The sequence below is a fragment of the Serratia sp. 2723 genome (genome assembly GCF_050434425.1).
Classification (GTDB): Bacteria; Pseudomonadota; Gammaproteobacteria; order Enterobacterales; family Enterobacteriaceae; genus Chania.
In genome coordinates this window covers 61,236-75,616 of record NZ_JBNDIN010000010.1, presented here as the reverse complement: position 1 = coordinate 75,616, position 14,381 = coordinate 61,236, and the positions used below count along the sequence as shown (strand labels likewise).

At 55.8% G+C, this 14,381-nt stretch carries 11 protein-coding genes; 7 read left to right on the top strand and 4 right to left on the bottom strand.

What is annotated here, in order from left to right; all coding sequences use genetic code 11:
- Window positions 1-5: 5 nt before the first annotated feature.
- Both ABIE29_RS15775 and bioH read right to left on the bottom strand, forming a co-directional pair.
- A complete protein-coding gene (locus ABIE29_RS15775; protein ID WP_065684045.1) occupies window positions 6-290 on the bottom strand; it encodes a YdgH/BhsA/McbA-like domain containing protein in 285 nt (94 codons plus the stop codon).
- Window positions 291-589: 299 nt separating this feature from the next.
- Complete coding sequence (gene bioH, locus ABIE29_RS15770; protein WP_429619680.1) at window positions 590-1,360, bottom strand: pimeloyl-ACP methyl ester esterase BioH; 771 nt, start codon at window positions 1,358-1,360, stop codon at window positions 590-592.
- A gap of 85 nt (window positions 1,361-1,445) precedes the next feature.
- Here bioH and gntX point away from each other — a divergent pair, with 85 nt between their 5' ends.
- Both gntX and nfuA read left to right on the top strand, forming a co-directional pair.
- The gene (gene gntX, locus ABIE29_RS15765; protein WP_429619679.1) at window positions 1,446-2,129 is read left to right on the top strand and encodes a DNA utilization protein GntX; all 684 of its coding nucleotides are present in this window, start codon (window positions 1,446-1,448) and stop codon (window positions 2,127-2,129) included.
- A gap of 58 nt (window positions 2,130-2,187) precedes the next feature.
- Complete coding sequence (gene nfuA, locus ABIE29_RS15760; protein ID WP_065684007.1) at window positions 2,188-2,763, top strand: Fe-S biogenesis protein NfuA; 576 nt, start codon at window positions 2,188-2,190, stop codon at window positions 2,761-2,763.
- Between the two features lie 73 nt (window positions 2,764-2,836).
- On the opposite strand, the gene malQ is transcribed toward nfuA, so the two are convergent.
- Both malQ and malP read right to left on the bottom strand, forming a co-directional pair.
- Window positions 2,837-4,918 (bottom strand): 4-alpha-glucanotransferase, encoded by a 2,082-nt coding sequence (gene malQ / locus ABIE29_RS15755; protein WP_429619678.1) that lies wholly within the window; start codon window positions 4,916-4,918, stop codon window positions 2,837-2,839.
- A 9-nt stretch (window positions 4,919-4,927) separates the two neighbouring features.
- A complete protein-coding gene (gene malP, locus ABIE29_RS15750; protein ID WP_429619677.1) occupies window positions 4,928-7,333 on the bottom strand; it encodes a maltodextrin phosphorylase in 2,406 nt (801 codons plus the stop codon).
- 596 nt (window positions 7,334-7,929) lie between these two features.
- Here malP and malT point away from each other — a divergent pair.
- The 5 genes from malT to ABIE29_RS15725 all read left to right on the top strand — a co-directional run bounded on the left by malT (window position 7,930) and on the right by ABIE29_RS15725 (window position 14,163).
- Entirely contained in the window at window positions 7,930-10,644 is a 2,715-nt protein-coding gene (malT, locus tag ABIE29_RS15745) for an HTH-type transcriptional regulator MalT (protein ID WP_429619759.1), read from the top strand.
- A 248-nt stretch (window positions 10,645-10,892) separates the two neighbouring features.
- Window positions 10,893-11,882: an autotransporter outer membrane beta-barrel domain-containing protein gene (locus tag ABIE29_RS15740; protein ID WP_429619676.1), complete on the top strand. Its 990-nt coding sequence runs from the start codon at window positions 10,893-10,895 to the stop codon at window positions 11,880-11,882.
- A 167-nt stretch (window positions 11,883-12,049) separates the two neighbouring features.
- Window positions 12,050-12,376: a thiosulfate sulfurtransferase GlpE gene (gene glpE, locus ABIE29_RS15735; RefSeq protein ID WP_429619675.1), complete on the top strand. Its 327-nt coding sequence runs from the start codon at window positions 12,050-12,052 to the stop codon at window positions 12,374-12,376.
- A gap of 158 nt (window positions 12,377-12,534) precedes the next feature.
- Window positions 12,535-13,371: a rhomboid family intramembrane serine protease GlpG gene (glpG, locus tag ABIE29_RS15730; RefSeq protein ID WP_429619674.1), complete on the top strand. Its 837-nt coding sequence runs from the start codon at window positions 12,535-12,537 to the stop codon at window positions 13,369-13,371.
- A 33-nt stretch (window positions 13,372-13,404) separates the two neighbouring features.
- A complete protein-coding gene (locus tag ABIE29_RS15725) occupies window positions 13,405-14,163 on the top strand; it encodes a DeoR/GlpR family transcriptional regulator (protein ID WP_021181740.1) in 759 nt (252 codons plus the stop codon).
- The last annotated feature ends 218 nt before the right edge of the window (window positions 14,164-14,381 follow it).

Sequence of the window (14,381 nt, the reverse complement as noted above, 5' to 3'; positions counted from 1 at the left end):
GAAGATTATTGCTTGTCTTTATACACGTCAGCTACTGCGCTGAATTTGCCGTGTTCACGAGCCGCCAGCACGACATAGTATTGGCCCCCTTTCTCATCGGCCAGTTTGGACAGTTCATCTTTCAAGTCCATCGGATCGGTGGCCTGCGCAGTTGAAGACACGGTGCCAACTTTCTCATACTTGCCTGGGTTCTTATCCAGTTCGTCCTTAGTTAGCAAGGTTGCAGCCATCGAACCGAAGGACACTGAACCTACAATCAACGCCGCAACGATCATCTTCAATGATTTCATGACAATACCTCTCAATGGATAAATTGGTTTTTATGAAAGCGACTAACAACAAATGCGTCATCGAGCTTGGCTACCGCGACATCTAACAGCTTCGTTGCTTTCCCTGACGAAGCTCCCTCTGCCCAGAAACAAATCGCCAAAGTGAAGATTGATAAGGCCATATTCACCTTGTAGCCACGCATTTACCCCTTCAAGTATCGAACAGGTTTAGTTTTTATCCACTTATTGGCTAAAGTTTTACCGCTGTTTTGTGCCTTTATAATAAGTAATCAATAAGATATCGCCGTCAGGCCGCGTCCTTACTCGGTTGCGACAAATTGATTAATAATGTTAGCGAATGCTTCGGGGTGAGAGATAAACGGCGCATGGGCCGCTTTGGCGATCACCTCCGAGGTGGAGTTTGGCCACAACTCATCCAGCAGGCTAGCCACTTTGCGCGGCACCAGTCCGTCGAGATAACCATAAATACGCAGTACCGGCATCAAGAGTGTCGCTAATGATTGGCGTTGATCCACCGTACGCAGCATCTCCAGCCCCCCGTTAAGCACCTCAACGCACGGCATCGGCTGATTGAGCACCACGGTTTTCAACTGGCGCGCATCCTGACGAGCGCTTTCCGTGCCCAGCGTTTGCAACGCCAGGAAGCGTTCCACGGTGCGCTGGAAATCATGGCTGAGCTGCTGCTGGAAGCCACTGAGCACCTCAGGGCGGATCCCCGGCCACGGATCGTGGGCCGTAAAGCAGGGCGAAGAGGCCACGGTGATCAGCCCGGTTACCCGCTCAGGCTGCATAAGGGCAATCTGCCCGGCGACCAGTCCACCCAGGGACCACCCCAGCCAATAAGCCTGCCTGGGTGCGGCAGCCAGCAGTATCTCCGCCATCTCCGTTAACGAGACGGCCCCATAGCCCTGGCTGCGGCCATAGCCAGGCAAGTCCACCAGGTGTAGGCGAAAATGCGGAGCCAATCGCTGCAACGTGCAACCCCAGACCTCGGCATTCAATCCCCATCCGTGCAGCAGCACAAGATCGCGATCGCCTTCACCAAGGGTTTGCCAATACAACTCTGTCATCAGTTATTGTCCTTACTCGTCACCTTCAAGCTGTCACGTTTTACACAACTCAAAATTCATAGAGTACTAAAAGGGGGAGGAGACCATGCTACCAATCCACAGCCGTTGTTGGCTATGCCGGCAACCATTACGGCTGATGCAACAGGGCATCTGCAGCTACTGCCTGCTTACGCTGCCCGCCAAGCCTTGTTGCTGCCCCGTTTGCGGCTTGCCCAGTGGCGATCCCCATCAGCCTTGCGGGCGATGTCTGCAAAAACAGCCTCCTTGGCAAGCCTTGGTATTTGTCTCGGATTATCGCCCGCCCATCAGCACCCTGGTGAAAAATTTCAAATTCCAGCAGACACCCGCACTGGCCCCCACTCTGGCTCGTTTGATCCTGCTGCACTGGCTGCAAGCGCACCGAGAGCAACATCTGAACAGACCGGAGGTGATTTTAGCGGTACCCTTGCAGGATAAACGCTGCTGGCGGCGCGGCTATAACCAAAGCGATCTGCTAGCCCGGCCACTAGCCCGCTGGTTGGGCTGCGAATATCGCCCTGCGGCATTACGCCGCGTCAGGGCAACCGTGCCACAACAGCAATTGATAGCTCGCCTGCGGCGGCGTAATCTGCGTGGTGCTTTCCGTTGTGATGAGAACCTGTCAGGAAAGCATGTGGCACTGCTGGATGATGTGGTTACCACTGGCAGCACCATGGCAGAAATCGCTACACTATTACAGCAGCAGGGCGTCGCATCGTTGCAGATTTGGTGCGTTTGCCGCACGTTGTAGTACCGCGGCAATGGGCGTATTATAACCTACTATAGAAGTCAACTATTGAGCTAATGCTATGATCCGTATAACAGATGCTGCACAGGAACACTTTGCCAAGCTGTTGGCAAGCCAAGAAGAAGGCACCCAAATCCGCGTATTCGTGATCAATCCGGGTACGCCGACGGCCGAATGCGGTGTCTCTTATTGCCCGCCAGACGCGGTGGAAGCGACAGATACCGAACTCAAGTTCGAAAAGCTGTCCGCTTACGTCGATGAGCTGAGCGCGCCTTATCTGGACGACGCCGAAATCGACTTCGTCACCGATCAGCTCGGCTCCCAGCTGACGCTGAAAGCGCCGAACGCCAAAATGCGCAAAGTGGACGACGATGCGCCACTGATGGAGCGCGTAGAATACGTGCTGCAATCGCAGATCAACCCGCAGTTGGCTGGCCACGGTGGCCGCGTGACACTGATGGAAATCACCGACGACGCGCTGGCCATCCTGCAGTTCGGCGGCGGTTGCAACGGTTGTTCAATGGTCGACGTCACGCTGAAGGAAGGGATCGAGAAAGAACTGCTGCAAAAGTTCCCGGAACTGAAAGGCGTGCGCGATCTCACCGAGCACCAACGCGGCGAACACTCTTACTACTGATAAATATCAGGGCGCAATTCCGTTCTGCGCCCTGCCTGTCTCCATCGGGGTCGGTAAACCGCCCCCGATGCATTTAGCCTACCGAAACCTTTCTGCGTCGCTTATCCAAATCCTTCAATAAACGGTTGACCTCTGCATCATCAAACATCGCTTCCAAGGTGTGGCTCAGTTTACGCCGCCAGTTCGGGTACTGATCGCTGGTGCCGGGAATATTCACCGGTTCCGCCATATCCAGCCAGTCTTCCGGTTGCAGGCCCAGCAACGCGCTGGCGCTGTCTGCCACATAGCGTTGCAAACCCCGATTCAGCAACGGGCTCATACCCAATAGCGAGGCTTTCTTGCCGACCTTTTGCGGTACGCAGCCGTAGCGATGCAGCCCGTCCAGTAACCCCTGCTTGGCCCGTTCACGATCGGCAAACAGCTCTTTGAGCACTTCCGCATCTGGGTATAACCCCAGTTGCTTGCCGAGCGTCAGGTCGCCGCTTTGCCAATAGCCACGCAGCGTTGGCAGATCGTGGGTGGTAATGGTCGCCATTGCCTGCACCGGATAAGACTGCGGCGCACGGAACTGCTTCTCCGCATCGTGCTCAAAATACAGCACTTTATAGGAATAGACGCCGCTATCACGCAGTTTGCCGACGATCTCCACCGGCACGGTCCCTAAATCCTCCCCAATCACCATGCAGCGATGGCGTTGACTCTCCAAGGCCAACAGCGCCAGCAGATCGTCAACCGGGTATTTCACATAGGCGCCGTGATCGGCCGTTTCACCATAAGGGATCCACCATAAACGCAGCATCGCCATTACGTGATCGATACGCAAGGCACCACAGCTGGTCATATTGGCCCGCAGCAAATCGATAAACGGCTGATAACCCCGCGCCACCATCACATGCGGATCCATCGGCGGCAGACCCCAGTTTTGCCCCAGCGGCCCGAGAATATCCGGCGGAGCCCCCACCGAGGCTTGCATACAATACAGCTCGCGCTCACACCAGGTTTCCGCCCCGCCCTCTGCCACCCCGACCGCCAGATCGCGGTACAGACCAATCGGCATCTGGCACTGCTGGCTTTGGCCGAAGCACTTGGCAAACTGGCTGGCCGCCAACCATTGCAGCCACAGGTAGAAGGTAATCTCATCCTCATGCTGCTTACAGAAGGTTTCCACTGCCGGGCTATTGCCCTGCTGATATTCCTCCGGCCAGGCTGGCCATCCCCACATAGTGCTGTCTTTGGCACTGAGATGAGCATGTAACGCGTCGAACGTTGCCTGCTGATACAGGCTGCTGCCCCCTTCGCCGACGAAGCGTTCAAATTCCTGCTTCAGCGCATCCTGCGGCTTGCGGGCCTGGAAATGCGGGAAAGCCAGCTTCAACGCCGCCAGCTTCAACTGCGTTACCGTGCTGTAGTCCACCAGCTCACTACTACGCGCTTTGGTCAACAGCTTCTGCGTCGCAGCCTTCTGCCACCATTTTTGCGCAGCCTGGCTGAGCTGGAAATCCTCCACCACGTTGACGTCGATATACACCACGTTCAACCAGCGGCGTGAAGACGGGCTATAAGGGCTGGCGCTTTCCGGGCTGGCCGGATACAGCGCATGGATCGGGTTGAGCCCGATAAATGCCCCACCGCGCTCGCCCACTTCGCCGACCATCGCCCGCAGATCGCCAAAATCTCCAATACCCCAGTTACGCTCGGAACGCAGCGTGTAGAGCTGCACGCAGGCTCCCCACAGCTTCTTGCCGGTCAACAATGCATCCGGTTCGTAGCAACGCTTGGGGGCGACAATCAGCCGACAGGCCCATTGCTGCGCCCCCTGCGTCAAAGTGAGTTGGTGATAGCCGAGCGGCAATTTGCCCGGCAGGGTCAGCGTTTTATGTGCACTCGCACGGCCTTCTTGCTGGCTACCATCCTCACGCTGTAATACCCAGTGAAACTCGCCGTCCCCTCCCAGCGGCAGTGCCACCGGGTTGCCGTGATAAAAGACTTTAACCAGCGGCAAGGGAGCCGTTGACGGCTGCAACGACGCGGGGTTCATCGCCGCCAACAGCTTGCGTTTGGTTTCCGGCAAAATCGCCTGCTGCTGGCCGTGGGCATTGATGTAATCGGCAGCAATCCCAGCCTGGGCTGCTAACTGATCGATACCTTTACTCATTCGCACTCCTTAACGCTTGGCTTGCCAAATGCGTTGCTGATAGTCACGGATCGAACGATCCGAGCTGAACATGCCTACGCGCGCGGTGTTAAGGATAGTGCGGCGCGTCCATTCGTCGCGGTCACGATACAGCTTGTCTACCTGCCGTTGAGCTTCACAGTAGGAAGCAAAGTCCGCCAGCACCAGATACGGATCGCCGCCTTCTAACAGGCTATGCAGCATCATATCAAAAGCGTGCTTGTCCCCATGGCTGAATAAGCCGCTGGCCAGTTCGTCCAGGATCGCCTTCAGGTGTTTGTCTTTCTTGCGATAACTCAGCGGATCATAACCCTTGGCCAACAGCGCTTTCACCTGCTCCACCGTGTTGCCGAAGATAAAGATGTTGTCCTCGCCAACCTGTTCGGCGATCTCGACGTTGGCTCCGTCCAGCGTGCCAACGGTCAATGCGCCGTTCAGCGCCAACTTCATATTTCCGGTGCCCGAAGCTTCTTTACCCGCAGTGGAGATCTGCTCGGAAATATCCGCCGCCGGGATCATCAGTTCAGCGACGGAAACGCGGTAATCCGGGATAAAGACTACTTTCAGGCGATCCTTGACGATCGGATCGTTATTGATCTTCTCTGCGGCCTGGTTGATCGCATAGATAATGTTCTTCGCCAGGTAGTAGCCCGGCGCGGCTTTGGCACCAAACAGGAACACGCGTGGCACCATGTCCAGATCCGGGTTATCCCGCAGCTGGCGATACAGCGAAAGAATGTGCAGCAGGTTCAGATGCTGGCGCTTGTACTCGTGCAGGCGCTTGATCTGCACGTCGAAGATCGCGTCTGGATTGAGCGTCAGCCCCATTACACTGTGCACGTAGTTGGCCAGGATCACCTTGTTATCGCGCTTGATCTGCTGATACTTTTCGCGGAATGCGGCGTCTTCGGCATATTTTTCCAGCCCCTTCAGCGCATCGAGATCGTTGGCCCACTCCACTTTCAGGGTGGTGTCGATCAGACCTGACAGCGCCGGGTTACACTGCTTGAGCCAGCGGCGTGGCGTAATGCCGTTGGTGACGTTGTGGAATTTGTTCGGCCACAGCTGGTGATATTCCGGGAACAGGTCTTTTACCACCAGGTCCGAGTGCAACTGGGCCACACCGTTCACCGCAAAACCGCTGACCACGCACAGGTTGGCCATGCGCACCTGCTTGTTGTGGTGCACCGCCAGCTTGGCCCACACCGCCTCATCGCCCGGCCAGTGTTGGTCTACCAGTTGCTTAAAGTTGGCGTTGATCTGCTTGATGATAGAGAAGTGACGCGGCAGCAGGCTGCGGACCAGTTTCTCATCCCAGCACTCCAAGGCTTCCGGCATCAAGGTGTGGTTGGTATAGGCAAAGGTCTTGCTGGTGATCGCCCAGGCCGCATCCCAATCCAGTTGGTGCTCATCGAGCAGGATACGCAGCAGCTCTGGAATGGCGATGGTTGGGTGGGTATCGTTGAGCTGGATCACTTCGTACTTCGGCAACTCTTCAATCTTGCGCCCGGCCTGATGGTGTTTACGCAGAATATCGGCCACCGAGCAGGCACACTGGAAGTACTGCTGCATCAGGCGCAGGCGTTTGCCAGCCTGATGGTTGTCATTCGGATAGAGCACCTTGGTCAGCTTGGCGGCTTCTACGCCCTGCTTTTCCGCCTGCAGGAATTTGCCGTCGTTGAAATCCCCCAGATCGAATGGATGAGCATGCGTTGCCTGCCATAGGCGCAGCGGCTGGGTGACACCGTTACGGAAGCCCAGCACCGGCAGATCCCAGGCTTCCCCACGCAGAGTAAACTCCGGGTGCCACAGCTCGCGGCCATCGGCCAGTTTCTCTATCTTGCCGCCAATCCCGACATCCACCGCCAACGCCGCATTATGGCGGAACCACGGGTAACTCTCGCGCTGCCAGTTATCCGGTGCCTCTTGCTGATGGCCCTCTTTGAATGACTGACGGAACAGCCCGTATTGATAGTTCAGCCCATAGCCGGTAGCCGGTTGCTCCACCGTGGCCATCGAGTCCAGGAAACAGGCGGCTAAACGCCCCAGGCCGCCGTTACCCAACGCCGGATCGGTTTCCTGCTCCAACAGATCTGCCAGCTTGACGTCCTGCTCTGCCAACGCCGCCTCAACGGTGTCATACCAGCCGAGGTTGATCAGGTTGTTGGCGGTCAGGCGGCCAATCAGGAATTCCATCGAGATGTAGTTCACATGGCGCAACGACTTGCTGCTTTTACGCGGCGCAGGTTGCGCGGCCAGCTGTTCGGCGAGAGCGGCACTCACGGCCTCCCACCATTGATGCTGAGTCATCTGCTGTGCGGAGCTGAGGCCAAAACGCTGCCACTGACGAGTCAGTGCAGCCAGAAAAACGTCCTTTTTGAGCATAGGCTGTGACATAGGTAAAACTCTCTATCCGGTGTACCCGTCGTCTTTCAAGCGGCAACTTGAGTTCCATTGGGTAGTAAATGGGCCAATTTTTTCACTATCGTGCCGGGGAGAACCCGCAATGGCATCATCCCGCCTGGGGATTAGCTGGGGAGGAGGATTGGGGCGTAGCTGAAACTGTGATCTCAGGCACTTTTTAAGCCCTCCTTGCATGCGGTAATGAAAGCCCATCGATATCACCGGTGAGCATAAAATCGACGGCAAACCTCACGACGTTAGCACAGTTATGTGAGCTGATGAAGTTTTGTACTCGTCCACAAATAGCCGAAAAACCAGGGTAATTTCTGGGGGTAATCAAGCGTGGTGTAAAGCACAGTTAGCGCGGAACCGGGGGGAAACATAAAAAAGTGTGATCAATAGCAATTTAACTTCAAGCCAAAGCGCAAGCTTGTTGCATTACCGTTGACGATGTTCGAAGTTAAAGAGGGAGATTAATTACGAGCTACAAAATAATTAATTCAACCCGGTCCCGAGGCAGGAACACGGTGCAATAAATGACTTCGGGCAGTCCTTCGGCGGCGGGAACCGCACTTTACATCTGGAATATTATGCTGATCCCATCAAAACTGAGCCGTCCGGTACGGCTGCAAAATACCGTGGTTCGCGATCGTCTGCTGGCGAAGTTGGCCGGTGCGGCGAACTATCGCCTGACATTGGTCAATTGCCCGGCAGGATACGGTAAGACAACGCTGGTAGCACAATGGGCCGCAGGCAAATCGGATCTGGGATGGTACTCCCTGGACGAAAGCGACAACCAGCCAGAGCGCTTCGCCAGCTATCTGATCGCCGCGCTGCAACAGGCTACCGCTGGCCATTGTGTGAAAAGCGAGGCATTAAGCCAGAAACACCAATACGCCAACCTTTCGGCGCTGTTTGCCCAGCTGTTTATCGAGCTGTCCGACTGGCACCAACCGCTGTACCTGGTGATCGACGATTACCACCTGATCAGCAATGACCAGATCCATGAAGCGATGCGTTTCTTCCTGCGCCACCAGCCGGAAAATCTGACGCTGCTAATCCTTTCCCGCACCCTGCCTCCCCTGGGGATTGCCAATCTTCGCGTACGCGATCAGTTGTTAGAGCTGAGCACGCGCCAATTGGCCTTTAATCATCAGGAGGCAAAACAGTTCTTTGACTGCCGCCTCACCTCCCCACTGGAGCACAATGACAGCAGCCGTCTGTGTGACGAAGTGGAAGGCTGGGCAACCGCCTTGCAGCTAATCGCTCTCTCCGCCCGCCAATCCACCTCTTCCGCTCAGCAATCGGCCAAACGTCTGGCCGGGCTGAACGCCAGCCACCTGTCCGATTATCTGGTGGATGAGGTGCTCGATCGCGTCGATGCCGATGCCCGCGCGTTCCTGTTGCGCTGCTCGGTACTGCGTTCGATGAACGACGCGTTAATCGTTCGCCTGACCGGGGAAGACAACGGCCAGCAGCGCCTGGAAGAGCTTGAGCGCCAGGGCCTGTTTATTCACCGCATGGACGACACCGGCGAGTGGTTCTGTTTCCATCCGCTGTTTGCCTCGTTCCTGCGCCAGCGTTGCCAGTGGGAATTGGCGCTGGAACTGCCCGGCCTGCACCATGCAGCGGCGGAAGGTTGGCTGGCGCTCGGATACCCGGCGGAAGCCATTCACCATGCGTTGGCAGCCAGCGATGTCAATATGCTGCGCGATATCCTGCTGCAACATGCCTGGTCGTTGTTCCATCACAGCGAACTGGCCTTGCTGGAGGAGTGTCTGAATGCCCTGCCGTACGAACGGCTGATCCAGAACCCGAAACTGGCGCTGCTGCAAGCCTGGCTGGCACAAAGCCAGCACCGTTACAGCGAAGTGAACACCCAGTTGGAACGCGCCGAACAGGCCATGCTCCAGCAAAAGATCGTTATTGACCAGACTCTGCATGCCGAATTTGACGCGCTGCGTGCTCAGGTGGCGATCAACGCCGGTAAACCGGAAGAGGCCGAACGCCTGGCCACCGAGGCGCTGAAATTCCTGCCGCTATCCAGCTATTACAGCCGCATCGTGGCCACCTCCGTCACCGGTGAGGTTCACCACTGCAAGGGGGAACTGGCACGTGCGCTGCCCATGATGCAGCAGACCGAACAGATGGCTCGCCGCCATCAGGCTTACCACTATGCGCTGTGGGCACTGTTGCAGCAGAGCGAAATCCTGATCGCGCAAGGGTTCCTGCAAGCCGCCTATGAAACCCAGGATAAAGCCTTCGAACTGGTGCGTGAACAGCATCTCGAGCAGTTACCGATGCACGAATTCCTGCTGCGCATTCGCTCACAGGTGCTGTGGTCGTGGTCACGGTTGGACGAAGCCGAAGAAGCGGCACGTGAAGGACTGAAGGTGTTGGCTAACTACCAGCCACAGCAGCAGTTGCAATGCCTGGCGATGTTGGCTAAATGCTCGCTGGCGCGTGGCGATCTGGATAATGCCAATGCTCACCTGCTGCGCAGCGAAGTCCTGCTGCATGGCTCACAGTACCACCGAGACTGGCTGACCAATGCCGATAAACCAAGGGTGATCCACTGGCAGATGACCGGTGATACCACCGCAGCGGCCAATTGGCTGCGCCATACCGAAAAACCGGGGATGGCCAACAACCACTTTATGCAGGGGCAATGGCGTAATATCGCCCGCGTGCAGATCCTGCTCGGCCAGTACGAAGAAGCCGAAGTGGTGTTGGACGAACTGAACGAAAATGCCCGCCGCCTGCGATTGGTGAGCGATCTCAACCGTAACCTGCTGCTCAGTAATCAACTCTACTGGCAGATGGACCGTAAAGTGGATGCCCAGCGCGTGCTGATAGAGTCGCTCTCGCTGGCCAACCGCACCGGATTTATCAGCCACTTTGTGATCGAGGGGGAGCCTATGGCGCAGCAATTGCGTCAGTTGATCCAGCTCAACACGCTGCCAGAGATGGAACAGCATCGCGCCCAGCGCATTCTGCGCGATATCAACCAGCATCATCGGCACAAGTTCGCCCATTTTGACGAGAACTTCGTCGACAAGCTGCTCACTCACCCACAAGTACCGGAGCTGATCCGCACCAGCCCGCTGACACAGCGTGAATGGCAGGTGCTGGGCCTGATTTACTCCGGTTACAGCAACGATCAGATCGCCGGGGAGCTGGCCGTGGCGGCCACCACCATCAAAACCCACATCCGTAATTTATATCAGAAACTGGGGGTCGCACATCGCCAGGAGGCAGTGCAGCAGGCGCAGCAGTTGCTGAAAATGATGGGTTATGGCGCGTAGTTTTAAAGGCAGATCCGTGGGGGATAGCTCGTTTAATTTTGTCATCCTGGGAGCTGTTCCAGGATGAGCCTTACCCCCCTTTATATAAGTAACCTATAATTTAGAGCATATATAAAGCCTGATACATCCAGAAAATAAATATGTCGAGCAATATCGCCCGCGGTTAATCCAACACCCACCTGTTTTTTCATGACATTATCGTTTCATCTGGGTACTATTGCCGCAAATTTCCATAGGGAGTTGGGATTGTGGCAATAAACAGGAAAACACTCATTGCGGCCGGGATTTATCTGGTCACCTCTCCGGCCATGGCGAGCACGGGTACCCTTATCGATTATAGTTCTCGGCCCGATGCCGGGGTTTCTCTGGGTAATCAGGTTGCCGCATCAACGCTATTTTCTCATACCCTGCACCAAAGAAAGACCTCGCCAGGCGACAGTCAACTCTGGATGCGCGTTTCGGGTTATCACAGCAAGGATCTGAGCGCGGGCGATAACGGCTTGCCCGTCGATATGGATCGTCAGGTCTTTATGCTTGGCGGGGATTTGCTGGCTTTGGACAACAACAAAGAAGAGTGGACGGCAGGCCTGATGACCGGCTACGGCCACGCCAAGAGCAGCGCTAACAATGCCACCTTCTCATCCGAGGGCAAGGTCGACGGCTATTCTATTGGCGCTTACAGTACCTGGTATCAAGATAAGAAAAAGCACTCCGGGGCATATGTGGATTCCTGGCTGCAATACGCCTGGTTTAACAACAGTGTGACCTATGCCCAGGGCAAGCAGAGTTATGACAGCACCGGCTTTAGCGCCTCGCTGGAAACCGGCTATGCCTTACAGCCTTTTTCTGCACTCGAGTTGATTATCGAGCCGCAGCTGCAGATTATTTACAACCGCTTCGATGCCGATAATCATCAGGATCCGGCGGGCGTCTATATTCATCAGGCCGATGTGCCAAACTTCACCTCACGCGTCGGCATTCGCTGGTACAGCGATCAGGACGATTATACTACCGCCTATCTCGCCACCAACTGGTGGCATAACAGTGGTAAGAACGCGGTCAACTTTAATGATACGCGGGTAGAGAGCAACTCCCTGGATAATCTGTTTGAGGTCAAGCTAGGTCTGCATTCGCCTAGCACTTACAACATGCAGCTGTGGTTTGAGGGCGGGATCACCATGGGAACCAACAGCTACCAGGATTACGGCGGCACCTTGGGTGTGAGCTATCGCTGGTAACAACGCTGTGCTGTACAGGGATGTACGAATGCCGCAAGCACATGGATGCGCCAGAGCGGCCAGCTTGAAAGACGGCGGCTATAAAAACCCTGCCGTTGCTCTGGTCTAATACCTGCAAAAATTGGATACAATAAACACATTATCCCATTACCCGGTATTTTGCAGTTATGGAACAGTTTGAAACGATCGACGTTGTGCAGGCACACCAACGCCTGAAAGACGGTAGCGCTGCGCTGGTTGATATCCGCGATCCACAGAGCTTTGAGGCTGGGCATACGCCAGGCGCTTTTCATCTGACCAACGCCACCCTGTCCGTATTTATGCAGCAGAACGAGTTCGATCGCCCGGTGATGGTCATGTGCTATCACGGCAACAGCAGCCGCAGCGCCGCGCAGTATCTGCTGCATCAGGGGTTTGACGCGGTTTACAGTATTGATGGCGGCTTTGAAGCCTGGGCCCGCCAGTTCCCCCAGGACGTTGAGACCTCCTCCTAATCCCCTTTGGGCCGCCTTTCTGGGCGGCCAATTGCTGAATTCTGCACTGTTTTTGTCAGATCCCTTCCCTGCGCTCAGGATTTCAACGGTATAATCAGCCGCCAATGCCATCGGCGGGTTCGCCCGTGGCCAAAGTCATCTACTTAGACGGAAAATCTATGGTTCGAGTGATCGCCGTATCCAACCCTCGCCTGGCGCAGGCCTTTGTCGATTACATGGCAACGCAGAGGGTTGTACTTGAAGTCCGCACCACGGGCGATGCAGCCGAAATCTGGCTGGCGGACGAGGCCCGTCTGGAGCAAGTGCAACACGAACTGCAACAGTTCCTGCTCGATCCCCTCAACCGCCGCTATCAGGCCGCCAGCTGGCAAACGGGCAGCACCGATGCCGGTCTACAGTATCAACAGTTTTCTTACCTGCAAATCATCCGCAGCAAGGCCGGGCCGCTGACGCTGACGGTGATGAGCCTGTGTATTCTGGTCTACATCCTGATGCAGATGTTGGGGGATGATACCGTGATGTTCTGGCTCTCCTGGCCACAAAACAGCTCGCAGTATGTCCAGCTGTGGCGCTGGGTCAGCCATGCGTTTCTGCACTTCTCGCTGCTGCACATTACCTTTAACCTGATGTGGTGGTGGTATCTTGGTGGCCCGCTGGAAAAACGTCTCGGCACCGGCAAGCTGTTTGTGATCGCCGTAGTATCGGCCTTTTTCAGCGGTTGGGCGCAGTCGTTGTTCAGCGGTGCGCTGTTCGGCGGGCTTTCCGGGGTCGTTTACGCCCTGATGGGCTATGTCTGGCTAAGCGGAGAGCGCGCACCGGAACGCGGTTTGAACCTGCCACGGGGCTTAATGGTCTTTTCCGCGCTCTGGCTGGTGGCCGGTTATTTCGATATTTTAGGAATGTCGATCGCCAATGCGGCACACGTTGCCGGTTTAGTGATAGGGTTATTAATGGCATTCTGGGATACGCGGCATCGCGCGCACAACGAACAATAGCAACCAGGCACATCGGTGTATTAGGGGAATATCGTGAAGCAAACACAGCGTCATGACGCAATTATCGAATTAGTGCGCTTACAGGGATATGTCAGTACAGAAGAACTGGTGGAACACTTTGCCGTCAGCCCGCAAACCATTCGCCGTGATTTGAATGACCTGGCCGATCAGAACAAAATACAGCGTCATCACGGTGGAGCTGCGTTACCTTCCAGTTCGGTAAACACCGCTTATCACGATCGCAAGGTGATGTGGTCGGAAGAAAAAGCCCGCATCGCCCAGCGAGTGGCCAGCCAGATCCCGGACGGTGCCACGCTGTTTATCGATATCGGCACCACGCCGGAAGCGGTAGCCCACGCGTTGATGGGCCATAAAAATCTGCGGGTCGTCACCAACAATCTGAACGTGGCCACCCTGCTCACCGCCAAGGAGGATTTCCGTCTGATCCTGGCCGGTGGTGAAGTCCGAACCCGCGATGGCGGCATCATGGGCGAAGCCACGCTGGACTTTATCTCCCAGTTCCGCCTTGATTTCGGCATTCTTGGCATCAGCGGCATCGATATGGATGGTTCGTTGCTCGAATTCGACTATCACGAAGTGCGAACCAAACGCGCGATTATCGAAAACTCCCGCTGCGTGATGTTGGTTACCGACCATTCCAAGTTTGGCCGTAACGCGATGGTGAACCTGGGGAACATGAACCTGATCGACTATCTGTTTACCGATCAGGCTCCGCCACCCAGTGTGATGAAGATTATCGAACAGTATGACGTGCAACTGGAACTCTGCTGATCACCCCTCACCCTAACCCTCTCCCAAAGGGAGAGGGGACTATACGTGCCACAAATCAGCTCCTGCCTCCAACCTTCACTCAGGCATAACGTTCCCGTTCTGGCCTAGTCAAAATGCCTCTCCCCAAACACAACACCGTAGCAACTCCTTCGCCCTTCAGGAGAGGGATATACGTACCACAGCATCTAACCTCCACACTGGCTTAACGCTCCCGTTTT

Coding starts and splice junctions, on each gene's coding strand:
- ABIE29_RS15775 (WP_065684045.1), bottom strand. CDS start 290: ATGAAATCATTGAAGATGATCGTTGCGGCGTTGATTGTAGGTTCAGTG.
- bioH (WP_429619680.1), bottom strand. CDS start 1,360: ATGACAGAGTTGTATTGGCAAACCCTTGGTGAAGGCGATCGCGATCTT.
- gntX (WP_429619679.1), top strand. CDS start 1,446: ATGCTACCAATCCACAGCCGTTGTTGGCTATGCCGGCAACCATTACGG.
- nfuA (WP_065684007.1), top strand. CDS start 2,188: ATGATCCGTATAACAGATGCTGCACAGGAACACTTTGCCAAGCTGTTG.
- malQ (WP_429619678.1), bottom strand. CDS start 4,918: ATGAGTAAAGGTATCGATCAGTTAGCAGCCCAGGCTGGGATTGCTGCC.
- malP (WP_429619677.1), bottom strand. CDS start 7,333: ATGTCACAGCCTATGCTCAAAAAGGACGTTTTTCTGGCTGCACTGACT.
- malT (WP_429619759.1), top strand. CDS start 7,930: ATGCTGATCCCATCAAAACTGAGCCGTCCGGTACGGCTGCAAAATACC.
- glpE (WP_429619675.1), top strand. CDS start 12,050: ATGGAACAGTTTGAAACGATCGACGTTGTGCAGGCACACCAACGCCTG.
- glpG (WP_429619674.1), top strand. CDS start 12,535: ATGGTTCGAGTGATCGCCGTATCCAACCCTCGCCTGGCGCAGGCCTTT.